Genomic DNA, 23,857 nt, shown 5'->3' with positions numbered 1-23,857 from the left:
CGCCGACAACCCGGCAAGCTCAACTGTCCCCGATCGGTCGCCGGTTTGCCAGCGCGAGCCAGCCGCGAATGACACGATAGGCGACCCACAGACCGAGGATGACGATCAATATCCAGGCGATCGGAATACCGATGAGGGTGATGATCAGCAAGCCGTAGACCAGCAGCCAGAGCAGCGTGAACCAGAAGGTCCGGATCTGCCAGCGATAGTGGCTGTAGAGCCAGGTGCCCGAGACCTCGGCGCGCTTGAGGTAATTGAGAACGACGGCAATCAGCGACGGTAGTCCGAAGACAAAAGCACCGGCGACCGTCGCCGCGCCGGTGACTCCAAGCACCACGGCCAGTGCGTGCAGGCCGTAGATGACATGGCACCAGGCGCGCGCACCATCGATATTCTTTTCGGGAATCAGGTCATTGTTCACTCTGCTCTCCAGTATTGGCTGCCCCGGCCGGGCGGAGCACCGGCACTCACAGCCCGAGCTCGTTCCATAGCGCATCGACGCGCTGTTTCACGGCAGCATCCATGACGATCGGTGTGCCCCACTCTCGAGTGGTTTCGCCAGGCCACTTGTTGGTGGCGTCGATTCCCATCTTGCTGCCGAGACCGGCGACCGGGCTGGCAAAGTCGAGATAGTCGATCGGCGTGTTCTCGGCGATCAGCGTGTCGCGCACTGCATCAACGCGCGTGGTCATCGCCCAGATCACTTCCTTCCAGTCGCGGATATCGACATCATCGTCCACCACGATGATGAACTTGGTGTACATGAACTGGCGCAGGAAACTCCAGATTCCGAACATCACGCGTTTGGCGTGTCCCGGATACTGCTTCCGGATGCTGACCGTCGCCAGGCGATACGAACAGCCTTCCGGTGGCAGGTAGAAATCGACGATCTCGGGAAACTGCTTCTGCAACAGCGGTACGAACACTTCGTTGAGCGCTACGCCGAGCATCGCCGGTTCGTCCGGTGGCTTGCCGGTATAGGTGCTGTGGTAGATCGCTTGCCGGCGCATCGTGATGCGCTCGATGGTGAATACCGGGAAGCGTGCCTGCTCGTTGTAATAGCCGGTATGGTCGCCATAGGGTCCTTCGAGCGCGCTTTCGGCCGGATCGATGAATCCTTCGAGAACGATCTCGGCGGTCGCCGGTACCTGTAGGTCGGAGCCCAGGCACTTCACCACGTCGGTCTTGGCTCCGCGCAGCAGACCGGCAAACTGGTATTCGGAGAGACTGTCCGGCACCGGCGTCACCGCTGCGAGAATCGTGGCGGGATCGGCGCCCAGCGCCACTGCGATCGGGAAAGGCTGGCCCGGTTGCTGCAGGCAGTGCTCGCGAAAATCGAGTGCGCCGCCGCGATGTGCCAGCCAGCGCATGATCACCCGGTTGCTCCCGATTACCTGCTGGCGATAGATGCCCAGGTTCTGGCGATTCTTGTGCGGCCCGCGCGTCACCGTCAGTCCCCAGGTGATCAGTGGCGCTGCGTCGCCCGGCCAGCAGAACTGGATTGGCAGACGCGACAGATCGACGTCTTTGCCTTCCCAGACGAGTTCCTGGCAAGGCGCCGAAGAGCGCACGCGCGGCGCCATGTTGAGCACCTGTCGGAGTACCGGCAGCTTTTCCCAGGCATCCTTGAGCCCCTTCGGCGCTTCCGGCTCCTTGAGGTAGGCGAGTAGCTTGCCGACCTCACGCAATGCCAGCACCGAGTCTTGCCCCATACCCAGCGCCACTCGCCGCGGTGTGCCGAAGAGATTGGCCAGCACCGGCATGGCATGTCCCCGTGGATTCTCGAAGAGTAGCGCCGGTCCGCCGGCACGCAGGACGCGATCACAAATCTCGGTCATCTCCAGATGCGTGTCCACTGTTACCCCGATGCGCCTGAGTTCGCCAAGGCTTTCCAGTTGCGCGATGAAGTCGCGCAGGTCGTGATATTTCATTGTTCGGAGGGCTATCTGAGGCGATAGGAATTGTGGCAGACGACACAGGACGTAGTCAGCGATGGCAGTGCGGCAATGGTTTTCTCGCGGTCAGCGCTGGCGGCGATGCGGGCAAAGTCGCTGGCTGCCTGATGCCCGTCGATGCCGATGCGGTGCATCGCCGGGGGCATGTGCGGCCCAGGACGCGCGTCGAAAGGCTGACCGCGATGTCTCCCCATTGCCGAGACGCCGAGTTCCTTTTCGGCAAGTTCGCCGGCCTCCTTCAGTTTGCCGGCCGCTACCAGGCCGAGAATTTCGTTCAGGGCGAGCAGGCCGGCGCGCATCTCGGCACGCAGATTGGTTTCTGCCGGTCCCGGCATCGGCGCCAACTGGCGAGTGTCTTCGGCCGCCTGCAAGGTGCCTGTCAGTAGCAGGAGTGCGCAGAACAGGGGGGGCTTCATCCGTTGATTCCTTTGTTGGCCAGAAAATCGAGGGCGATACCGGCGAAGATGCTGGCACCCAGCCAGTTGTTGTGCCGGAAAGCCGTGAAGCAGCGCTGCGGATCGCGTTCGCGGATCAGCGTGTAGTGATAGGCGGCAATCGTCGCTGCCACCGCCAGTCCACCGTAGAACAGTGCCCCGAGGCCGATTCGGTAGCCAAGCGCAGCGATCAGCCCGAGAGCGAGTGCGTAACAGATCATCACTGCCGCTACATCGACGCGCCCAAAGGTGATCGCCGAGCTGCGAATGCCGATTTTCAGATCATCGACCCGGTCGACCAGTGCGTATTCGGTATCGTAGGCGATCGCCCAGAAGACGTTGGCCAGCAGCAGCCACCATGCTTCCACCGGCACCCTGCCGAGTTGTGCCGCATAAGCCATCGGGATGCCGAAACCGAAAGCGACGCCGAGATAGGCTTGCGGCACGGCGAGAAAGCGTTTGGTGAAGGGATAGCTGGCAGCGAGAAACAGTGCTGCCACACAAAGACCGGCCAGCAGCCAGCTAAAGAGTGGCAGCACCAGGGCGAAAGCGGCCGACACCAGCGCCAGAAACAGCAGCCAGGCCTCGCCGACTGAAACCCTGCCGGCGGCCAGTGGACGTTCGCGGGTACGCGCCACATGCGGATCGAAATTGCGGTCGGCCAGATCGTTGATTACACAACCGGCCGAACGCATCAGCACCGTCCCGAGCACGAAGATCCAGACCACCAGCCAGTTCGGTCTGCCCAGCGCCGACAGCCACAGTGCCCACAAGGTTGGCCAGAGCAGCAGTAGGATGCCGATCGGTTTGTCGAGGCGCATCAGTCGCTCATAAAGGTCGATCCGTTCGCGCAATGTTTTGCCTGAAATGTTCATGCACCTCATTTTAACGGTCATCAGGGCGCTAGGCATCTGAATCATGATCCGGAACGTCTCCGGCAGCCACCGATATTGGCGACTTTGCTTCCGGGGTTTGACGGAGCCGCGCGAAGAGTGCACTATTTTCTCGGGAAAGCGGTGCAGAACGGCCTGCTGCCTGTACTCCATCGCTTCAGCGCAGGGCCTCCTGTTTGATCGGATGGGCCTTGCCAATCCATTTTCGATCGACGGACGGACAACATGATGACCAACGAGTTTCCCAGATGAACAGTTCCCGGAGCGCGGATCATGACCTGCTGGCCGCTTGGTTAGCCCCGGAACCCGGCCAGGTCGACGCTGCACCGGGCGACGATCCATGGAAAGTGTTGCTGGTGGATGACCAGGAAGATGTGCATGCCGTCCTCCACCTGACCCTGCACGATGTGCTGATCGAAGGCCGTCGGCTGCTCCTGCTCGATGCTCTTTCGGCCAGCGATGCAAGGGCGGCGATCGTTGCTCACCCGGACATTGCCCTGATCCTGCTGGATGTGGTGATGGAGTCCGATCAAGCCGGCCTGGATCTGGTGCGCCACATCCGCGATGAGTTGCGCAACCGCAGCGTCCAGATCGTCCTGATCACCGGTCAGCCGGGCTATGCACCGCAGCGGGAAGTGATCAGCGGCTATCAGATCGATGGCTACCGGCTCAAGTCGGAACTGAGCGCCAACCAAATCTTCGTGCAGGTCTATTCCGCCATCCGCACCCATCGGCTGATGCGCGAACATGAGATCCTGCAGCAGGACCTCGAGCAGAAGGTGAATCAGCTCAAACGCTCGAATGCCGAACTGGAGCAGTTCAGCTACGCCATTTCACATGACCTGCGCCAGCCCTTGCGAATGATTTCGAGTTATATGCAACTGCTCGGGGTCAGCCTTGCCGATCAGCTCGGCAGCGAGCAGCGTGCCTACTTCAATTTTGCCATCAACGGCGCCAAGCGCCTTGACCGGATGCTCGTCGACCTGCTCGAGTACTCGCGCGTCGGTCGCCTGGGCGAGCCGCCGGAGTGGCTCGAAAGCCGGTTGATCCTCGATGACGCGCTACTCTTCCTGCAACCCTCAATTCTCGAAGCGCAGGCGACCCTGCGCATTGGCGGCCAGTGGCCGCGTGTCTTCGTCAGTCCCGACGAGATTTTGCGGCTGCTGCAGAACCTGATCGGCAACGCGGCAAAATTCCGGAATGTCGGCCGGGCACTGGAGATCTCGGTCTCCAGTAAGGTGTTCGCAGGGAACTGGTACATTTGTATCGCCGACAACGGCATCGGCATTCATCCTGGGCAGATCGCCCGGCTTTTTCAGGTTTTCCAGCGCTTGCACAGTCGCGCCGCATTTGACGGCAGCGGTGTCGGGCTGGCCCTGTGCCGAAAGATCGCCGAGCATCATGGTGGGCGAATCTGGGCCGAATCGGCAGGAGAAGGGCAAGGGAGTCGTTTCTGCGTGTCGTTGCCCTTGCCGTCGGAGAACGCATGACACCGCCGGGGTCCTTCCGCGGTTCGCAGCGGCCAGAGTCGTCCAAACCCGGCGGCAAGTGGCTCTCGCGACCGGCGCATGTAGCCATTTTGGTGTTCGTTTCTTCGGTGATTCTGGCGGCAGGGCTGATCTGGCGCCTGGAGGCGTATCGCCTGCACCAGGCACGCCACTTGGCTGCCATTCTGGCCGCCGAGCGCGCCTATACGATCCAGACCAGCATCGATCATGTACTATCCGCGACCTATACCCTGGCGGCAATGTTGCAGCAAGGCAAGGGAGTCATCCCCGATTTTGAACGGACGGCAGGTCGGCTGCTGCGCTTTTACCCCGGCGCTGCAGCACTGCAATTGGCTCCCGGTGGCGTCATTCAGCAAGTGGTGCCACGGGCGGGTAACGAGCAGGCGATTGGCCACGATCTGCTGCACGATCCGGAGCGCGACAAGGAAGCTCTGCGCGCTCGCGACAGTGGTCAGCTGATGTTGGCTGGCCCCTTCGATCTGCGTCAGGGAGGGCGGGGGGCGGCCGGCCGTCTGCCGGTGTTTCTCGACCAAGAACAGGGCAAGGAAACGTTCTGGGGGTTCGCCATCGTCCTGATCGCTTTTCCTGCGGCGCTGGCACCAGCACAGTTGCACGAGCTGCCGGAGCGTGGTTATGCATATGAACTGTCGCGCCAGCATCCGGACAGTGGTGACAAGCAGGTGATCAGCGCGTCGACGATCGCGCCGCTGGATCCGGTGGACAGAATGCTGTCGGTGCCGAACGCCCGCTGGACCCTGAGCATTGCTCCGGTTGCGGGCTGGCATGCTGGCTCCGGGCTCTGGTGGAAGTCCGCTTTGGCCTTGCTGTTGTGCCTGTTGCTGGCGTGGCAGACGGCTTGGCAGGCGAAACTGGTGGCCGTGTCAAAGGAGCATGAGCGTACCCTCGAGCAGCGGGTGGCGCAGCGAACGGCCGACCTGCAGCGTTTTGCCGAGGTGACTGCGCATCACCTGCAGGAGCCGGCGCGCCGGGTCGCCAGCTACGCCGGCCGCTTGCGCTCCCAACTTGCCGGTCGCATCGACGATGATGAGGTGCAGGCATCGCTGAGCTTCATCAGTCAGCAGGCCGCTCGATTGCAGGACTTGCTGCGTGACGTGGAACTCTACCTGGCCGCTGATCAGCCGCGTGCCAAGGTAGAATCCTGCGCGGCCGAGGAAATATTGGCGGCGCTGCTGGCAGCCCTCGCCGCGCCGATTACCGAGGCTGGTGCCAAGATTACGGTCGGTCCCTTGCCGGCTACGCTGATTGATGCGCCACGCCTGGCCGACCTGTTCCGAATCGCGCTCGAGAATGCCTTGTGGCATGGTCGCGGCGAACAGCCCTTACGGATCGACATCAGCGGCGAGCGACTTGGTGAGTGGGTGCGATACTCCATTAGTGACAACGGTCCGGGTGTCGAAGAGGAGTATCGTCGTCGCGTTTTCCGTATCTTTGAACGACTGTCGTCGAGCAGCGCAGGAACCGGTGTAGGCCTGGCCATTCTGCGCCGCATCAGCGAAAGTGCTGGTGGCAATGCCTGGCTGGAAGAGAACCCCGGTGGCGGCTGTCGACTGGTTCTGGAATTGCCGGCAGGCGACCAGCCGCTCCCACTGGTGGGCAGCGCAGTCTGATGGTCATGGTTTGCGGTGATTGGTCATTCAATGGCATAGTATTTTTTTAGATGAAACGTCAAACATGAGCCCAATGGCCCAGAACTTTATGATCCTGATGGCCGAGGACGATCCGGCCGATGCCCATCTGCTCAAGCTGGCATTGAGCGAGAGCTGCATTGCGGCCGATTTGCAGCATGTCGTTGATGGTCGCGAGGCACTCGAGTATCTGCGGCGCCAAGGGCCTCGTTTTGCCCAGGCAAGTCGCCCTGACCTGATTCTGATTGATCTCAACATGCCGCGGATGGACGGCCGGGAGTTCCTTGCCATCGTCAAGAACGATGCTGATCTACGCGACATTCCGGTGGTCGTGCTGAGCACATCGCAGGTTGAACGTGATGTGTTAGCCGCTTATCGTCTCGGTGCTGCCGGCTACATCGCCAAGTCGCCGGATGTCGATGTTTTCTTCAACGACATTCGTCGCCTGAGCAATTACTGGGCCTCGCAGGTCAGCTGGCCAGTTTGTCGATGAACGAGCCATGCCGGGCCGTCCTGCTGGTGCTCAAGTTCAACTGCGCAAGAGGTCTGGTTAACGGGAAAGTCGCGTCAGGGACTTACGAATCTTGCCTCCCATTTGCGAGAGGGAGAGTGAAACGGGCATGACTGCCATGATCAGAGGTGCCGGGAAAAGTCATGACCAATAGTCATGACCGTTAGTACGATGGCACATGCCGCGCAGCGGCGCTTCGATGATGACCGACAGGACGAGGCCGAGAACGAATGGAGAACAATGGATGAATGAGTCAGCTCATAGGCGGATTTCGATTCTGGTGGTCGAAGACGATCCCGGTGATCTGGGCCTGATCCAGGTTAATGTCCGCCTTGCCGGCATCAGACGTATTGGCGACCGGGACCCGGTCGTCTGGGCGCCGACGCTTGCGAAAGGAGTCGTCGCCGCCACTGCCAGCAAACCAGATGTCATCCTGCTTGATCTGTCACTGCCGGATTCCACAGGACTGGAGACGGTCGAGGCGATGCGAGCCGTGGCGCCGGAGGTGCCGATCATTGTTCTGACAGGTCAGGACAACCATCGACTTGCCGAGGAGGCGTTGCAGGCCGGCGCGCAAGACTACCTGGTCAAGGGCCAGTTTCAGCACGATGCACTTGGTCGTGCCATTCGACATGCGCTGGTTCGCCAGAGACTGGAATCCCGCCTCAGTCTTTTCAGGGCCGCACTCAATTCTGTGGCAAATGGGATTCTGATCACGGATATCCATTCGACGATCGAGTGGGCCAACCCGGCATTTACTCGCATGACCGGGTTTTCGCTGGCGGAATCCGTGGGTCGCCACCCCGGCGAAATGCTCAATTCCGGGAAGCAGGATCAGCAATTCTACCAGCGCATGTGGGAAACCATTCTGGCCGGTCGGGTGTGGACTGGCGAACTGATCAACCGCCGCAAGGATGGGAGTCTCTTTGCCGAAGCGCTGACTATCTCCCCGGTTACCGACAGTAACGGCAGGATTCAGCATTTCGTTGCCATCAAACAGGATATTTCAGAACGTAAGGCCAACGAGGAGCGCGTTCAACATCTCGCCCACCATGACCAGTTGACGGACCTGCCGAACCGCAGCCTGCTCAGCGATCGACTCTTCCAGGCGCTGGCGCAGGCCCGTCGGGACCGCGGTATAGTGGCCCTGATGTTTATCGATCTTGACAGGTTCAAACCGGTCAATGACACCCTCGGCCATGACATCGGCGATCTTCTGCTCAAGGAAGTGGCATTCCGTCTGCAGGCTTGCGTACCTAGGGACTCGGATACCGTTTCACGCTTCGGTGGCGATGAATTCGTGATTCTTCTGGCGCAAATCGAAAAGGCGACCGATGCCGTCGTCGTGGCAGGAAAGCTGCTGGCCGCTCTCGACCGTCCGTTTCTCATCGGTCCTCATCACATCAGCCTCTCGGGGAGCATTGGCATCGCGGTTTATCCGCAGCACGGCGAAGATGTCAACCAGTTGTTGAAGAATGCCGACATTGCCATGTATCATGCCAAGACGGCTGGCCGCAACTGCTACCGGTTTTTCCGGGAAGTCACTGAAGTAACAGAGGGCTGACATGCCTGACACGCCGGCATTGATGTCTGGCTGGGTGCACATTGGCGGTGCAGTCGTGCTGCTGCTGATGGTCTTCCTGATTCGCTCGTATCAGCAGCGGATCGATGAGGTGCGTCGCCTGGGCAGCGATCTTGCCCAATGCGACAGAGAGTTACAGGTACGTCAAGCCGATTGCGAGCAGATCATCACGGCGAGAAGGGAAATGGAGGCCGCCCTGCACGAGCAGCAGGAGTTTTTCCGGCTGATCGCCGAGAGTATCGGCGAACATATTGCCGTTCTGGATCTGCAGGGGCGGCGCGTGTACAACAGTCCTTCGTATCGGCAGTTCTTCGGCAATGCGCGGCAACTGCCCGGGACCGATTCTTTTGCCGATGTCCATCCCGATGATCGAGAGCGGGTACGGCGGGTTTTCTACGAAACGGTGCAAACCGGCGTCGGGCAGGAGATCGAGTATCGCCTGATACGACACGATGGTAGTGTTCGGTACATGGCGTCAGTCGGCAAAGTGATTCAGGACAAGGACGGCCAGGCAGTTCGTGTCATCGTTGTCGCGCACGACATCACTGATCGAAAGCAGGCGGAACAGTGGGAGCGAATTGCTGCGACCGCTTTCGAGTCGCAACAGGGCATGTTCATTACTGATGCAGCCGGGGTGATCCTGCGAGTCAACCAGGCGTTTACCGAGATTACTGGCTATAGCGCCGAAGAATGCATCGGCCAGACCCCAAAGTTGCTCAGTTCCGGGCGCCACGACGCCGCTTTTTATGCCGCGATACGCCACAGTCTTGAACGCCAGGGTTCATGGCAAGGCGAGATCTGGAACCGGCGCAAGAACGCTGAAATCTTTCCGGAATGGCTGACGATTTCCGCCGTGACCAACAACGAGGGCAGGGTCACTCACTACGTTTCAACGCTGGCCGACATCAGCCTGCGCAAGGCCGCCCAGGAAGAAATCCAGCAACTGGCTTTTTATGATGCCCTGACTCGCCTGCCGAACCGCCGTCTATTGCAGGACCGCCTGCGGACGGCCATGGCCGCAAGCGCACGCAGTGGCCGCCAGGGTGCCTTGCTGTTCATTGATCTTGATAATTTCAAGACGCTCAACGATACGCTCGGGCACGACATGGGGGACTGCCTGTTGCAGCAGGTTGCCAAGCGATTGTTGGCCTGCGTTCGTGACCGCGATACCGTTGCCCGTCTCGGTGGCGACGAGTTTGTGGTCATGCTTGCAGATCTGGATAAGCAACCGCAGGAGGCGGCTACCCAGAGCCGGATTGTCGGCGAGAAAATCCTTGCGGCACTCAACCGACCCTACGATCTGGCCGGTTCCGAGTACCATAACACGCCGAGTGTCGGGATCACCTTGTTTGGCAGCCAACAGGATGCGGTCGACGAACTGATGAAGCGGGCCGATCTGGCGATGTACGATGCCAAGGCGACTGGTCGCAATACCTATCGCTTTTTCGACCCCCAGATGCAGGCCGTAGTCACCGCCAGGGCAGCCCTTGAGAGAGATTTCCGGGAAGCGCTGCAAAGGCAGGAACTCTTCCTTTGTTACCAGCCACAGGTCGACCGGGCTGGCCGCATCGTCGGTGCTGAGGCGCTGGTTCGCTGGCGGCATCCGCAACGCGGTCTGGTGTCCCCTGCCGAGTTCATTGCTCTCGCCGAGGAAACCGGACTGATCCTGCCGCTCGGTCTATGGGTGCTGGAGACCGCCTGTGCGCAGACGACAGTCTGGGCGGCACAAGCGGGACGGGAAGAGTTTACGGTCTCGGTGAATGTCAGTGCACGTCAGCTACGGCAACCCAACTTTGTCGAACAGGTACTGGGGGTTCTCGCGAAAACGGCAGCCAATCCGCGCAACCTCAAGCTGGAACTCACCGAAAGCATGTTGCTCGACAATGTCCAGGAAATCATCGCCAAGATGACGGTGCTAAAAAAACACGGCGTCGGCTTCTCTCTCGACGACTTCGGCACCGGTTATTCGTCTCTTTCTTATCTGAAACGACTTCCGCTTGACCAGTTGAAGATCGACCGGTCGTTCGTGCGTGACTTGTTGAGCGATCCCAATGACGAGGCCATCGCACGGACCATTGTCGCCCTGGCCAGCAACCTCGGCCTAGAGGTGATCGCCGAGGGCGTCGAGGGTGTCGAACAGCGCGATGTTCTGGCCACGCAAGGTTGCCACACCTACCAGGGTTATCTGTTCAGCAGACCGCTGCCGCTTGCCGAATTCGAAGCTTTTCTGCAGGCGCATTGAACGCTCGGCCGATGAATCCAATCGATGGAGATTGGCCATCCTATTGCTGACGGCTATTGCCAGAATGTGCGCGCTGCCGTCACAGTGCGGTTCAGCCGATCCTTGACACCCAGTCCTATACATGAGAATGCTTTTCCCGTAGAATCCACAGCTTGTCTTCCGGTATATCGGGCTTTGCGAAGTCTGTGGGAGCGTACAGGTCTGGGGTTCGAGTGCATGTCTCGTTATCCGGCGGCGCAAGCCGCCGTTTCAGTTTAAAAGCCTCCGCAATGGGTGGTCCATGTCGCATCTGATGAATACCTATTCCCGCTTGCCGGTCGCCTTCAGCCATGGCCAGGGCAGTTGGTTGACCGATTGCGATGGCAAGGTCTACCTTGATGCCCTGGCGGGGATTGCAGTCAACACCCTGGGGCACAACCATCCGGCACTGGTCTCGGCGATTGCGGCGCAAGCCGGGCGTCTGCTGCACTCGTCGAATCTCTATCGCATTCCGCAACAAGAGCAGCTCGCCGACAAACTGGCCGCGTTGTCGGGGATGGACGAGATCTTCTTCTGCAATTCAGGCTGTGAAGCCAACGAGGTGGCGATCAAACTGGCGCGTCTCTATGGTCATCGGCAGGGCATTGCTGCGCCGGCAACGATCGTCATGGAGAAAGCTTTCCATGGCCGCACCATGGCAACCCTTTCGGCGACCGGCAACCGCAAGGCGCAGGCGGGTTTCGAGCCGCTGGTGTCGGGCTTTGTGCGGGTTCCCTACAACGATCTCGATGCGATTCGTGCAATCGCCCGATACAACAAGAATATCGTTGCGGTGATGCTGGAAATCGTCCAGGGCGAGGGTGGCGTCAACAGCTCCGACATTGATTTTCAACGGGGTCTGCGAGCGCTTTGTGACGACCGGCAATGGCTGCTGATCTGCGACGAGGTGCAGTGCGGCATGGGTCGTACCGGGCGCTGGTTTGCATTTCAGCATGCGGGCATTGGTCCTGATGTGGTGACCCTGGCCAAAGGCCTCGGCGGCGGCGTGCCGATCGGCGCCTGTCTGGTCGCCAGGCAGGCGAGCGGCCTGTTCGAGCCGGGTAATCATGGTTCGACCTTCGGTGGCAACCAGTTGGCGACGACCGCCGCCTTGGCGACCATCGAAGTCATCGAGCAGGAAGGTCTGATCGAGCACGCGCTTGCTATCGGCACGGCCATCCGAGCAGGCCTGACGCGTGCACTGGCCGGCTGCTCAGGCCTGGTGACCATCCGCGGCCAGGGGCTGATGATCGGTATCGAGCTTGATCGTCCCTGCGGCGAACTGGTGACGCGTGCTCTCGATGCCGGGTTGTTGATCAACGTCACTGCCGACAAGGTGGTACGTTTGTTGCCTCCCCTTACCTTCAGTACCGACGAGGCGCACGAGCTGGTGTCGCGACTGTCGAAACTGATTCGTGATTTTCTCGAAATTCCCTAGAGAAGACCTCCATGAGCCGCATCAAACACTTTCTTCAGTTCAAGGACTTCACACGTGCGGAGTTTGATCATCTCCTGGAGCGCGCGCGCTGGATCAAGGCCGAATTCAAGGCCTATCGCAAGTACTGGCCACTCAGCGATCGCACCCTGGTGATGATCTTCGAGAAGGCCAGTACCCGTACTCGTCTGTCGTTTGAAGCCGGCATGCAGCAACTTGGTGGTACGGCAATCTACCTCAACAGCCGCGACTCGCAGTTGCAGCGTGGCGAGTCGATCGAAGATGCTGCACAAGTGATCTCGCGCATGAGCGACGTGGTGATGATCAGAACTTTCGAACAAGCAATAATCGAGCGTTTTGCGGACCACTCGCGGGTGCCGGTGATCAATGGCTTGACCAACGAGTATCATCCTTGCCAGATCCTGGCCGACATTTTTACCTTCGTTGAGCATCGTGGTCCGATTCAGGGAAGAACCGTCGCCTGGATCGGCGATTCGAACAATGTCTGCAACACTTGGCTGCAGGCCGCCGAGGTGCTTGATTTCAAGGTGCAGGTGTCGACACCGCCGGGCTACGAGGTGGCTGCCGACCGGGCTGGCCTGCATGGCAGCGATCACTTCGAACAATTCGCAGACCCGATGGACGCCGCGCACCTTGCCGATCTGGTGACCACCGATGTGTGGACCTCGATGGGCTTCGAGGCCGAGAACGAAGCGCGTCGGCATGCCTTCGCCGCTTGGCAGGTCGATACCGAGATGATGCGCGTCGCGCGTCCCGAGGCGCTGTTCATGCACTGTTTGCCGGTGCATCGCGGTGAGGAGGTCGCTGCAGCAGTCATTGATGGGCCACGTAGTGTCGTCTGGGATGAGGCCGAGAACCGCATGCATACGCAGAAGGCATTGCTGGAGTATCTGGTGCTGGGCGGCGATGCTTCGAAAATCAATTCAAGCAGGGAGCAGTCATGAGTGACATCAGGAAAACCGTTCTCGCCTATTCGGGTGGACTCGACACATCAGTGATCCTGAAGTGGTTGCAGGATACCTACCGTTGCGAGGTCGTGACCTTCACGGCCGACCTTGGTCAGGGCGACGAACTGGAAGCGGCGCGTCCGAAAGCGCTGAAGTTCGGCATTGCACCGGAGAATATCTACATCGAGAACCTGCGCGAGGAGTTCGTTCGTGACTACGTCTTTCCGATGTTCCGCGCCAATACCCTTTATGAAGGGGAGTATCTGCTCGGCACTTCGATCGCGCGGCCGCTGATCGCCAAACGGATGATCGAAATCGCCAACCTGACCGGCGCCGAAGCGGTGGCACACGGCGCAACCGGGAAGGGCAATGACCAGGTCCGCTTCGAACTGGGCGCCTACGCGCTGCGCCCTGATATCCGGATCATCGCACCGTGGCGCGAGTGGGATCTGCTGTCGCGCGAGAAACTGCTGGCGTATGCCGAGCGCCATGGCATACCGGTTGAAATGAAGCACCGGCAGGGCGGTTCACCGTATTCGATGGACGCCAACCTGCTGCACATCAGTTATGAAGGTCGCCATCTCGAAGACCCGGCAGCCGAAGCAGAGGAATCGATGTGGCGCTGGACGGTGTCGCCGGAAGCAGCGCCCGACGCTGCCGAGTATCTCGATCTCGAATTCGAGAAGGGCGATCTGGTGGCGATCAACGGCCAGCGCATGCCGGCGGATGCGCTGCTGGAACTGCTCAATCAGCTCGGCGGCAAGCACGGCATAGGCCGCATCGACCTGGTCGAAAACCGTTACGTCGGCATGAAGTCGCGTGGCTGCTACGAAACACCCGGCGGCACGATCCTGCTGCCGGCGCACCGGGCAATCGAATCGATCACCCTCGACCGCGAAGTCGCGCATCTCAAGGATGACCTGATGCCGCGTTACGCCAGCCTGATCTACAACGGTTACTGGTGGAGTCCGGAGCGTCTGGCGTTACAGACGCTGATCGATCATACGCAGAAATCGGTGAATGGCTGGGTGCGGGTGAAGCTCTACAAAGGGAACGTCATTGTCGTCGGTCGCGATTCGAAGACCGATTCGCTGTTCGATCCGACCATCGCCACCTTCGAGGACGATGCCGGTGCCTACGACCAGAAGGACGCCGGTGGTTTCATCAAACTGAACGCGTTGCGCATGCGTATCGCGGCCAATCTGGCGGGCCACAAGAGCTGAGCGAGGGAGGGTCCGTCGATGTTCGGGTTGACGGAAGAGCAGATTTCGGATTTTGGGATGACCTTCGGTGTTGGCGCCTTCATGCTCTTCATGCTTTTCATCATCGGCGAGATCGCCTGGAAGTCGAAAGCCGGAAAGACGGGTACGATCGTGCTTTTTTTTGTTCTGTCGTTCGGCATGATCGGTTTCATCACCAAGACCATCCTCGAAAAATTGTGGAGAATGTGAACATGTCGCAATTCGACAATGTCAGCGTCGTCAAACGGGCCAACGTATATTTCGAAGGCCGCTGTGTCAGTCACACGCTCTTTTTGGCCGATGGGACGCGCAAAACCATTGGCGTGATCCTGCCATCGACCCTGACTTTCACCACTGGGGTTCCGGAAGTGATGGAGGGCGTCGGCGGCTCATGCCGTGTTCGCCTCCAGGGCGAGAGCCTGTGGCGGGAGCATGCGGCCGGCGACTCATTTGCCGTACCGGGTGATTCGTCGTTCGAAATCGCTTGTGACGAGCCTTATCACTACGTCTGTCACTTCGGGTAAGGTCGGCGCTGTCGTCGTCGACGACTGCCGCCTGCCTACTGCTCACACCCATCTTCAACCGGACGCCACATGCCTTCATTCGATTTTTCTTCAGAAGCCGACATGGCTGCACTGCACAATGCAATCGACGTGACGATGCGAGCGATCGACAATCGTTATGATTTCAAGGGAACGAGTGCCAAGGTTGAGCTGAACGAGAAGGACAAGCTCATCACCCTTTACGGCGACTCGGAATTCCAGATCGGCCAGATCAAGGACCTGCTCTTTCCGGCGATGGAGAAGAAGGAGAAGGAAAGTACCAAGCGCCTGGAAGATCAGCCGCAGCAGCGCATCTCCGGCAACAAGGTCAAGCAGGAACTAAAAATCAGGATTGGCATCGAGTCGGAGTTGGCGAAGAAGATCGTCAAGTTGATCAAGGACTCAAAAATCAAGGTGCAGGCCTCGATCCAGGGCGACGCAGTGCGTGTCAGCGGTACCAAGCGCGATGAACTGCAGGCCTGCATCGCCATGGTCACCAGGGCAATCAGCGATTTTCCAATCAAGTACGGCAATTTTCGCGACTGATTGCGGCGACCAGCGAGGTCGAATGCTTGCCAAGGCGCAGCTTTCCTCCCGCTGTTGGCCGCCATGTGCTACGTTACACGGCTGTGTCTCGAATGTATTGGCCCGTGCTCCCGGAAAACGGGCAGCCGATCACTGTCCTGAAGCGAGTCCAGACCTTGAAAACATTGTTGACCCGTTCGCCGCATCGTTTCCTGAGATGGCACCGCAGTAGTACTGAGGGTGCGCATGCTGAATAAGCCGGCCGATGACCCTGGCCCTGATTCGCCGGGCAAGGCAGACCCCGGCGTGCTTTCGTGGACAGAAGAGTTGCGTCGGGTGGCCGTGGCGGTCAGCAAGAAGGACCGCAATTCGGTCAGCAGTCGCCAGCAGCTCTTCTACGTTCTGCACTGGACACCCGATGCACGTGGCTTCGGGATTACCGTGCGCAAGGGGCGCGATCCTGAAAGTGCTGACGAACTGTGGAGCATTGATCGCGCACTCAGCAAACCACCACGTTTCGTCAGCGACGACGATCGTCCGATTCTCCGCCTGTTGTGGGCCAGCCGTTCCTTCGACACTGGTTTACGGGCTTTCGGTCTGACGCCCCGGCACGGTGGCGAGGCGCTGCAATTGATGGCAGAAACCGGGCGGCTGTGCCGCAAGGATGACTTCTTGCCCTTGCTGCTGGCGGCGGCGCGTCCGGCAACTGTCGGCTGGCGGGCGAGCGGCGACGGGCGCCAGCTACCGGTATTGCTGCCCGAACCCGCAGCCAGCCTGGTTGTTCCCCTGCAGGCGCCGTGGTATGTCGATCTTGAAAAGCACCAGCTCGGTCCCTTACAGGTGCGTGGCAATCCGGCGGTTGTTGCGCGCCTGTTCTCGCTGCCGCCGCTGTCGGCAACGGCAGCAGCACTGGTTGGCGAAGCCTTGGCCGAATCGGCACTGGAGTTGCCGAGCGACCCCGAACATGCCCGCATCAACATGCGCAGCATCATTGCCGAGCCATTGCCGGTGTTGCGCCTGCAAACCCTGAAGACGCATGGCAACCGTAGCTGGCGAGAATACCCTGCGAACTACGGAGGCGGGCTTTTCGATGTCGCCCTGCCGGTTTTTCGCTATGCCGATGTCGATGTCATCCCCGACGACGGGCGCGATTTCTCGATTCTGGCCAGCGGGGAGACGGTCCACGTCGAACGTCGGCATACGCTCGAAGAACAGTGGATGGACGAGTTGGCCGCCACCGGCCTCGAGAAAATCGCAGGCTACGTGCTGCACACCTTCGGGCGGCCGCCGGATAATGCCTTTGGCCTTGCTGAGGAGGGCGTTTGGCCCTTATTCATGCGCGATGAACTGGCGGGTCTATCCGCTGCCGGCTGGCAGATCGAGTTCGCCGAGGATTTTCGCCATCGTCTGCTCGATATCGAGGCCTGGGATGCGGATCTCGTCGAATCGGGAGGCGGCTGGTTTGACCTCGACATGGGCATCATCGTCGAAGGTGAACGTCTGCCGCTGGCACCGATGCTTGCCGCCCTGTTCCGGCGTGACGCGCGCTGGCTCGACACCGGTCAACTAGCGCAAATCGCCGATCAGGAGATGATCGAACTGGTCACGCCAGGCAGCAGCCTGCGCGTGCGTGCGCCGGCCTGGCGTCTGAAGCCGCTGGCGGCAACGCTGATCGATCTCTTCGACGGCTTTCCCGGCGGCAACAGCCTGCGTCTGTCGCGCTTTGACGCGCCGCGACTGGCGGAACTCAACGACAGCAGTCGCTGGCAGTTCAAGGGGCAGGGTGATGTGCTGGCGCTCGCCGAGCAATTGACGGCCGCGCAGGGCATCGGCCACATCGATCCGCCCGCCGAATTGGGGCTGGAACTGCGCCACTACCAGACCGAAGGTCTGGCCTGGTTGCAGTTCCTGCGCGAACATAATCTAGCGGGCATTCTCGCCGACGACATGGGACTTGGCAAGACCGCCCAGACGCTGGCACACCTGTTGCTCGAAAAGGAAGCCGGACGGCTCGATCATCCAGCCCTGATCGTCCTGCCGACCTCGCTGATCTTCAACTGGAAGAACGAGGCGGCGCGTTTCGCACCGGGTCTGTCGATCCTGTCGCTGCACGGCCCCGAGCGCAAGAGCCGTTTTGCCGAAATCACGCGGCACGACGTGGTGCTGACCACTTACCCGCTGCTCTGGCGCGATGCAGCAGAACTGACACGGCACCGCTATCATCTGCTGATTCTCGACGAGGCACAGACGGTCAAGAACGCGCGCAGCCAGGGTGCCGAAGTGGTGCGCAAGATCGTCGCCCGGCACCGCCTGTGCCTGACCGGCACCCCCCTGGAAAATCATCTGGGTGAGCTGTGGAGTCAGTTCGACTTCCTGTTGCCCGGGTTTCTTGGCAACAACCAGACCTTTACCAAGTACTGGCGGACACCGATCGAAAAACAGGGCGACATCCAGCGCCGTAACCTGCTCGCGCGCCGGGTTCGCCCGTTCATCCTGCGTCGCAAGAAGGAAGATGTGGCGCGTGAGTTGCCATTGAAAACGATCATCGTGCGCAAGGTCGAACTGGTCGGCAGCCAGCGTGACCTCTACGAGACCGTGCGCGTCGCGATGGACGAGAAGGTTCGCGAGGAGATCGCCAGCAAGGGTTTCAACCGCAGTCAGATCGTCATCCTTGATGCCCTGCTGAAGCTGCGCCAGGTGTGCTGCGACCCCCGTCTGGTCAAGGCCAAGGCCGCCCAGAAAATCAAGGAGCGGGCCAAACTCGATCTGTTGATGACGATGCTGCCGGAACAGGTTGAGGAAGGACGGCGCATCCTGCTGTTCTCGCAGTTCACCAGCATGCTGGCACTGATAGAAAAGGAGCTGAAGCTGCTTGGCATCGCCTATGGGATTCTCACCGGCGATACCCGCGACCGCGAGGAGCAGGTGCGCCGTTTCCAGGCCGGCGAAGTGCCGATCTTCCTGATCAGCCTGCGCGCTGGTGGTGTCGGGCTGAATCTGACGGCGGCCGACACCGTCATCCACTACGATCCCTGGTGGAATCCCGCGGCGGAAAATCAGGCCACCGACCGCGCGCATCGTCTGGGTCAGGACAAACCCGTTTTCGTCTATAAGCTGATCGTCGCCGGCAGCATCGAGGAGAAGATCCTGGCCCTCCAGGAGCGCAAGGCTGAACTTGCCGAACGCATTCTCTCGGCAGATCGCGGGGTCGATGCCAAGTTCGGTCGCGACGACATTGCTGCACTGTTCGCGCCGCTGCCGAACTGAACTGCTGACGGGAGGGATGGACCATGATCGATTACCAGGAAGGGACGACTGGTTTCCGGACACGCTGGCGTGCGCGATCGACGATCACCCGGCGAGAACCCGGCATGGCAAGGCTGGACAAGGGGCAGCCATGAACCGCGAGAGCGTTTTGCTGACTGATCTGTATCAACTCACCATGCTGCAGGCCTATTACGAGCGCGGCATGAACGAGGTGGCGGTATTCGAATTCTTTGTTCGCAAGCTACCTGAAAAGCGCAATTTCCTGATTGCCGCAGGACTCGAGCAAGTTCTCGAGTATCTTGAGCAGGCTTGTTTTGCGGCCGATGAATTGCAGTGGCTACAGCACTGCGGTCGTTTCCGGGGCGATTTCGTCGACTCGCTGGCCGATTGGTGCTTCACCGGCGATGTTGATGCCTTGCCCGAGGGGACGTTGGTATTTCCCGATGAACCCTTGTTGCGCATCATTGCGCCGATGCGCGAGGCGCAACTGGTCGAGACGCGGATCATCAACCTGCTTCAGTTCCAGAGTATGGTCGCAGCGAAGGCTGCCCGTTGCGTGCTCGCCGCCGCGGGCCGGACGCTGGTGGACTTCGGTTTGCGGCGCGCACATGGCGCCGAGGCCGGTCTGCTTTCGGCGCGTGCGAGTTATCTTGCCGGCTTCACTGGTACGGCGACGGTGCTTGCCGGCATGCGCTGGGGAATTCCGCTCTTCGGGACGATGGCGCATTCGTATATCCAGGCGAATGCCAGCGAAACGCAGGCCTTCGAAAATTTTGCCCGTTCGCAGCCCGGCGGCACGACGCTCTTGATCGACACCTATGATACGGAAGAGGCGGCACGCAAGCTGGTTGCGCTGATGCCAAAACTGGCCGTTCCGAGCATCCAGGCCGTGCGTCTCGACAGCGGTGATCTGGGTGAGCACGCAAGACGTGTGCGCGCGATCCTCGATGCTGGTGGGCTGTCGGATGTGCGAATTTTCGCCAGCGGCAATCTCGATGAATACCGGATTCGCGATCTCTTGCAAAGTGGTGCGCCGATCGACGGCTTTGGAGTCGGAACGCGCATGAATACCTCCGCCGACCAACCCTATCTCGATTGCGCCTACAAGCTGCAGGAATATGCCGGTTCGCCGCGTCGCAAACGCTCGGAAGGCAAGGCCACTTGGCCCGGGCGCAAACAGGTCCGGCGAGCGTACGGCGCGGATGGCAGGATGATTGGAGACCTGCTGACGGTCGCCAGCGACAGCCACGAGCAGGACGATCTGCTGATCCCGGCCATGCGTCATGGGCGGAGAGTCAAGCAATCGCCTGCTCTTGCGGACATCCGCGCGCGCGTGTGCGACGGTCTCGCCCGTTTGCCCGCGCCCTTGCGTAGTCTGGATCCGGCGCAGGCGTATCCGGTAACGGTTTCGCAGGCCTTGCACTCGCTCGCGCTGGCCGCAGACCGCTCCGCCAGCAGGCAGTCCTGAGCGCAGGCAATCAGGGTGAACGATCGCACCTGTCTTTACGACCAGCAGCAACTGGCGAACGTGCTCGATGGTATGGCCGGTCGACTGCTGGGCTTGCTCGATGGACGCAGCGACGTGGTCCTGATCGGTATCCTCCGGCGTGGTGTGCCACTTGCCAGTTTGCTGGCCGAACGGCTGCTGCGGCTGGGAGTCCCGCCTGCCCAACGACTGCAACTGGAGGTGAAGCGTTACGGTGATGATCTCACGCTGCTCTACCCGCAAACCCTGCTCAGGGAAAATCCTGCCGAGACCGCTGTGGACCTTTCGGGAAAAACCGTGGTGGTGGTGGACGACGTGCTGTACCGCGGCCATTCGCTGCTGCGGGTGGCGCAATTCCTGGCGCTGCGAGGCGCGGCCGAGATCCGCAGCATGGTCCTGGTCGACCGTGGGGTGAGCCTGCTGCCGGTCCATGCCGATGTCACTGGAGTGCGGCTGCAGGTGGCCCCAGGCTCGATCATCGAAGTGCACGTGCCTCCCTATGAGAACGATTTCTGCATCGAACTGGTCAGGCACGACGCTCCTCATGACCCTTAGGCGCTCGCGGTCGGCGGGGACTCTGCCTGTTGCAGTCGGTTCGCTCCTTTGGCAGGCACCTTTGGGGTATGTTAGACTGCTGCGCTCGCGGGCGGGGCCGTTGTGGCTTGCGGCAGCGCCGGCCGTCCTGATGCCTGCATCGATTGTCTGGCCAGCATTTGCGACATGCTGGCAGGATTGGCCGGACAAGCCGGCCTTGCCGGTCGAAGACACGCACGCCAGGCCGGGTCTCTGGCTTTTTCATTTCTTGCTGAGGTTATCATATGCCGGTTGTCACACTGCCTGACGGTTCACAAAGGGAGTTCGCAGAGTCTGTCACGGTTGCCGAGGTGGCGCAGAGCATCGGTGCCGGGCTGGCGCGCGCCGCCCTGGCGGGCAAGGTCGATGGTCGCCTGGTCGACACCTCATTCCAGATCACCTCTGACGTGCAGCTTGGCATCATCACCGAGAAGGATCCCGAGGGCCTGGAGATCATCCGTCACTCGACGGCGCACCTGATGGCTTACGCGGTCAAGGAACTCTTTCCGGCGGCGCAGGTGACGATCGGTCCGGTCATCGAAGACGGTTTCTACTACGACTTCGCCTACGAGCGTCCGTTCACGCTTGACGACCTGGCGGCAATCGAGAAGCGCATGGCAGAACTCGCCAGGCGTGATCTGCCGGTGCAGCGCGAGGTCTGGCAGCGCGACGACGCCATCGCTTTCTTCCAGTCGATCGGCGAGCACTACAAGGCGGAACTGATCGATGCCATTCCGCCCGGTCAGGAAGTCTCGCTCTATCGCGAGGGTGAGTTTGTCGACCTCTGCCGCGGCCCGCACGTCCCTTCGACCGGCAGATTGAAGGTGTTCAAGCTGATGAAGCTGGCCGGCGCCTACTGGCGCGGTGATCATCGCAACGAGCAACTGCAGCGGATCTACGGAACGGCCTGGGCCAAAAAGGAAGATCAGGAGGCCTACCTGCACATGCTCGAGGAGGCCGAGAAACGCGACCATCGCAAACTCGGTCGACAACTCGACCTGTTTCATCTTCAGGACGAAGCACCGGGAATGGTGTTCTGGCATCCAAAGGGGTGGACGATCTGGCAGGAAGTCGAACAGTACATGCGTGGCGTTTATCGGGACAATGGCTATCAGGAAGTGAAGTGCCCGCAGATTCTCGACCGCACCCTGTGGGAAAAATCCGGGCACTGGGAGAACTTCAAGGATCACATGTTCTCCACCGAGTCGGAAAAGCGCGAGTACGCAATCAAGCCGATGAATTGTCCAGGGCACATCCAGATCTTCAATACCGGGCTGCGCAGTTATCGCGATCTGCCCCTGCGTTATGGTGAATTTGGTTCTTGTCATCGCAACGAGCCTTCGGGTGCGCTGCACGGCATCATGCGCGTGCGCGGCTTTACCCAGGACGATGGTCATATTTTTTGCACCGAAGATCAAATCCAGGACGAAGTCACCGTTTTCAATGATCTGGTGCGAAAAGTGTATGCCGATTTCGGTTTTCACGAGGTGACGGTCAAGCTGGCATTGCGCCCGGAAAAGCGCGTCGGCTCGGACGCGGTATGGGACAAGGCCGAACTTGCCTTGCGCGCTGCATTGCGGGCATCCGGTCTGGCGTGGGAGGAATTGCCTGGTGAGGGGGCTTTTTACGGCCCGAAGATCGAATTTCACATCAAGGACGCCATTGGGAGATCCTGGCAGTGCGGCACCATGCAGGTCGACTTCTCGATGCCGCAGCGACTGGACGCGGAATTCGTCGGTGACGACAACTCACGCCACACGCCGGTGATGCTGCATCGCGCTATTCTGGGTTCGCTGGAGCGTTTTATCGGGATGCTCATCGAGAACTGCATGGGCGCCCTGCCTTTGTGGCTCTCGCCGGTACAGGTCGTGGTTCTGAATATCTCGGAAAAACAGGCCGATTACGCTGCGCATGTTGCAAAAACACTACGTCAGGCTGGTCTGCGCGTCGAGTGTGATTTGCGCAACGAAAAAATTACCTATAAAATACGAGAACATAGCTTGAACAAGTTGCCCTATCAAATCGTCGTCGGCGACAAGGAAGTGGCAGCCAATCTAGTGGCCGTGCGGACACGCGGCGGTCGGGATCTCGGGCAGATGTCGATCGAGGCTCTGGCCAGGCAACTTCTTCACGAAGTTGCAGCGCGAAGTGGCATGGCTTAACTTTTGTCGAAACAAGGAGTGGACCCATCGCACTGCAAAAGGCGCAACGCGTTAACGAAGAGATCAACGCACCGGAAGTCCGTCTCGTCGGAGTAGGCGGCGAGCAATTGGGAGTCATGAGCGTCAGGGCGGCATTGGCGCTTGCCGAGGAAGCGGGAGTGGACCTGGTCGAAATTGCCCCGATGGCTCAGCCGCCGGTATGTCGCATTGTCGATTTCGGCAAGTTCAAGTATCAGGAACAAAAGCGTCAGCATGAGCAGAAACTCAAGCAGAAGCAGGTACAGGTGAAGGAAGTCAAGTTTCGTCCCGGTACCGACGAGAATGACTACCAGATCAAGCTGCGCAACATGATTCGCTTCCTTGATGAAGAAGATAAGGTCAAGGTGACCTTGCGCTTCCGTGGCCGGGAAATGGCGCACCAGGATATCGGCATGCGGCAGATCGAGCGGATCAAGACCGATCTGCAGGAGCTTGCACTGGTCGAGCAGATGCCGAAGATGGAAGGTCGCCAGATGGTCATGGTGCTTACCCCGAGCAAGAGAAAGTAGAAAGTAGCCACCGATTCAACCGTTTGTAGAGAAACGGTGAAACACAAGTGCTGCCAGGTCGAAAGTGCCCCCGCCGGGGGACACCCGCCAGCATGTCTATAAACAGGAGCATTCAATGCCCAAGATGAAGACCAAGAGTGGAGCGAAAAAGCGCTTCACGATCAGTGCCAGCGGCCGCATCAAGCGTTCGCATGCGTACAAGCGACACATCCTGACCAAGAAGGACAGCAAAACCAAGCGCCAGTTACGCGGCGTGACCGAGGTGCACCATTCTGACAAGGCCATGGTTCGTGCCATGCTGCCTTACGCTTGAGGAGATAG

At 60.0% G+C, this 23,857-nt stretch carries 21 protein-coding genes; 17 read left to right on the top strand and 4 right to left on the bottom strand.

Annotated elements, in window-relative coordinates:
- Positions 1–19: 19 nt before the first annotated feature.
- From AW06_RS01860 to ubiA, 4 genes are read right to left on the bottom strand one after another with little or no spacing between them, the layout of a single operon-like run.
- The gene (locus tag AW06_RS01860; protein ID WP_034944696.1) at positions 20–421 is read right to left on the bottom strand and encodes a membrane protein; all 402 of its coding nucleotides are present in this window, start codon (positions 419–421) and stop codon (positions 20–22) included.
- A 46-nt stretch (positions 422–467) separates the two neighbouring features.
- The gene (gene ubiD, locus AW06_RS01855; protein WP_034944692.1) at positions 468–1,931 is read right to left on the bottom strand and encodes a 4-hydroxy-3-polyprenylbenzoate decarboxylase; all 1,464 of its coding nucleotides are present in this window, start codon (positions 1,929–1,931) and stop codon (positions 468–470) included.
- Between the two features lie 11 nt (positions 1,932–1,942).
- On the bottom strand, positions 1,943–2,371 hold the full coding sequence (locus tag AW06_RS01850) for a hypothetical protein (protein WP_034944689.1): 429 nt from the start codon (positions 2,369–2,371) through the stop codon (positions 1,943–1,945).
- Positions 2,368–3,264 (bottom strand): 4-hydroxybenzoate octaprenyltransferase, encoded by an 897-nt coding sequence (ubiA, locus tag AW06_RS01845; RefSeq protein WP_034944686.1) that lies wholly within the window; start codon positions 3,262–3,264, stop codon positions 2,368–2,370. The genes AW06_RS01850 and ubiA overlap by 4 nt, the downstream gene beginning before the upstream one ends.
- A 266-nt stretch (positions 3,265–3,530) precedes the next feature.
- On the opposite strand from ubiA, the gene AW06_RS01840 reads away from it, so the two are divergent.
- The 17 genes from AW06_RS01840 to rpmI all read left to right on the top strand — a co-directional run bounded on the left by AW06_RS01840 (position 3,531) and on the right by rpmI (position 23,849).
- A complete protein-coding gene (locus tag AW06_RS01840) occupies positions 3,531–4,772 on the top strand; it encodes an ATP-binding protein (protein WP_171047268.1) in 1,242 nt (413 codons plus the stop codon).
- Positions 4,769–6,418 carry an ATP-binding protein gene (locus tag AW06_RS19665; protein WP_273704285.1) on the top strand — a complete coding sequence of 550 codons (1,650 nt, stop codon included), beginning with the start codon at positions 4,769–4,771 and terminating at the stop codon, positions 6,416–6,418. The genes AW06_RS01840 and AW06_RS19665 overlap by 4 nt, the downstream gene beginning before the upstream one ends.
- A gap of 19 nt (positions 6,419–6,437) precedes the next feature.
- Positions 6,438–6,929, top strand: a complete 492-nt coding sequence (locus AW06_RS01830) for a response regulator (RefSeq protein WP_324576586.1) — start codon at positions 6,438–6,440, stop codon at positions 6,927–6,929.
- Between the two features lie 262 nt (positions 6,930–7,191).
- Positions 7,192–8,511 carry a diguanylate cyclase gene (locus AW06_RS01825; protein WP_034944680.1) on the top strand — a complete coding sequence of 440 codons (1,320 nt, stop codon included), beginning with the start codon at positions 7,192–7,194 and terminating at the stop codon, positions 8,509–8,511.
- Position 8,512: 1 nt separating this feature from the next.
- A complete protein-coding gene (locus tag AW06_RS01820; protein ID WP_337958722.1) occupies positions 8,513–10,771 on the top strand; it encodes an EAL domain-containing protein in 2,259 nt (752 codons plus the stop codon).
- 280 nt (positions 10,772–11,051) lie between these two features.
- The gene (locus AW06_RS01815; protein ID WP_034944677.1) at positions 11,052–12,227 is read left to right on the top strand and encodes an aspartate aminotransferase family protein; all 1,176 of its coding nucleotides are present in this window, start codon (positions 11,052–11,054) and stop codon (positions 12,225–12,227) included.
- A gap of 11 nt (positions 12,228–12,238) precedes the next feature.
- Complete coding sequence (gene argF / locus AW06_RS01810) at positions 12,239–13,189, top strand: ornithine carbamoyltransferase (RefSeq protein ID WP_034944674.1); 951 nt, start codon at positions 12,239–12,241, stop codon at positions 13,187–13,189.
- The gene (locus tag AW06_RS01805) at positions 13,186–14,415 is read left to right on the top strand and encodes an argininosuccinate synthase (protein ID WP_034944671.1); all 1,230 of its coding nucleotides are present in this window, start codon (positions 13,186–13,188) and stop codon (positions 14,413–14,415) included. Before argF ends, AW06_RS01805 begins: the two co-directional genes overlap by 4 nt.
- Before the next feature lie 18 nt (positions 14,416–14,433).
- Positions 14,434–14,643, top strand: a complete 210-nt coding sequence (locus AW06_RS01800; protein WP_034944668.1) for a DUF2788 domain-containing protein — start codon at positions 14,434–14,436, stop codon at positions 14,641–14,643.
- Positions 14,644–14,645: 2 nt separating this feature from the next.
- Positions 14,646–14,957 (top strand): pyrimidine/purine nucleoside phosphorylase, encoded by a 312-nt coding sequence (locus AW06_RS01795; RefSeq protein WP_034944665.1) that lies wholly within the window; start codon positions 14,646–14,648, stop codon positions 14,955–14,957.
- A gap of 69 nt (positions 14,958–15,026) precedes the next feature.
- Complete coding sequence (locus AW06_RS01790) at positions 15,027–15,521, top strand: YajQ family cyclic di-GMP-binding protein (RefSeq protein ID WP_034944662.1); 495 nt, start codon at positions 15,027–15,029, stop codon at positions 15,519–15,521.
- Positions 15,522–15,746: 225 nt separating this feature from the next.
- On the top strand, positions 15,747–18,767 hold the full coding sequence (locus tag AW06_RS01785) for a DEAD/DEAH box helicase (protein WP_034944659.1): 3,021 nt from the start codon (positions 15,747–15,749) through the stop codon (positions 18,765–18,767).
- Positions 18,768–18,897: 130 nt separating this feature from the next.
- Entirely contained in the window at positions 18,898–20,235 is a 1,338-nt protein-coding gene (locus AW06_RS01780) for a nicotinate phosphoribosyltransferase (RefSeq protein WP_034944656.1), read from the top strand.
- A gap of 9 nt (positions 20,236–20,244) precedes the next feature.
- Entirely contained in the window at positions 20,245–20,808 is a 564-nt protein-coding gene (locus AW06_RS01775; RefSeq protein WP_034944653.1) for a phosphoribosyltransferase family protein, read from the top strand.
- Positions 20,809–21,071: 263 nt separating this feature from the next.
- Positions 21,072–22,988 (top strand): threonine--tRNA ligase, encoded by a 1,917-nt coding sequence (gene thrS / locus AW06_RS01770; RefSeq protein ID WP_034944650.1) that lies wholly within the window; start codon positions 21,072–21,074, stop codon positions 22,986–22,988.
- Between the two features lie 26 nt (positions 22,989–23,014).
- On the top strand, positions 23,015–23,536 hold the full coding sequence (gene infC / locus AW06_RS01765; RefSeq protein ID WP_138677829.1) for a translation initiation factor IF-3: 522 nt from the start codon (positions 23,015–23,017) through the stop codon (positions 23,534–23,536).
- Between the two features lie 115 nt (positions 23,537–23,651).
- The gene (gene rpmI / locus AW06_RS01760) at positions 23,652–23,849 is read left to right on the top strand and encodes a 50S ribosomal protein L35 (protein ID WP_034944647.1); all 198 of its coding nucleotides are present in this window, start codon (positions 23,652–23,654) and stop codon (positions 23,847–23,849) included.
- Positions 23,850–23,857 lie beyond the last annotated feature (8 nt).

Source organism: Candidatus Accumulibacter cognatus (genome assembly GCF_000584975.1).
Taxonomy (GTDB): Bacteria; Pseudomonadota; Gammaproteobacteria; order Burkholderiales; family Rhodocyclaceae; genus Accumulibacter; species Accumulibacter cognatus.
The sequence above is the reverse complement of the archived record's forward strand: the minus strand, read 5'-3'. Positions and strand labels throughout refer to the sequence as shown.